At 46.4% G+C, this 614-nt stretch carries 1 pseudogene; it reads left to right on the top strand.

Annotated elements, in window-relative coordinates:
• Window positions 1–614, top strand: a pseudogene (locus R7E38_RS23110) (hypothetical protein); the annotation flags it as partial.

Genomic DNA, 614 nt, shown 5'->3' with positions numbered 1-614 from the left:
CAACGTCGACCCTGCCGTAGATATCACTAAAACCCCTATCAGTGGCCCAGGTTTACGTAATGTAGCTGGCGCTTGGTATATTGATGATGAAGGACTTATCACCTATGAAGTTACTGTGACCAATCTAAGTACAGTTGACTCGGCATGGGTAATCCAACTTGTCGATGATAACGGTACACCAGGAAACTTGGCCGACGATATTAATCTGTTAGCTGACAGCACGGGTTCTCCAGCCTGTAATACGGCTCCAGATAATCCTAACAGCGATACACCGTTAGCGAAAATGACTGGTTCCTTCACTTGTCGATATACTGTCGATGTCACTGTTGCGGATGGTAGTACCTACACCAATACCGTAAACGTCATTATCAACGACAATGAGGCTCGTGCAGCGAACGATATGGCGGTAGTCAGTGTGACTCGTGCCGAACCAATGATTACACTTGTCAAAGATGTTGCCGTGTCTGTAGACGCAAACGTTCCAACACCAGCTATCGATTCAGCTTCGTTCATGCAATCTATCAACGTGGATGAACCGGGAGATGAGGTCGTTTACCGATTTACGATGACCAATGCTAATGCGGTAACCAAAGAAGACTTGACCGTGATTTCGT

The organism is Vibrio sp. Vb2131 (assembly GCF_033338535.1).
GTDB classification, from domain to species: domain Bacteria; phylum Pseudomonadota; class Gammaproteobacteria; order Enterobacterales; family Vibrionaceae; genus Vibrio; species Vibrio alginolyticus.
Note: the sequence above shows the minus strand (reverse complement) of the source record. Positions and strands in the feature narration are given on the sequence as shown.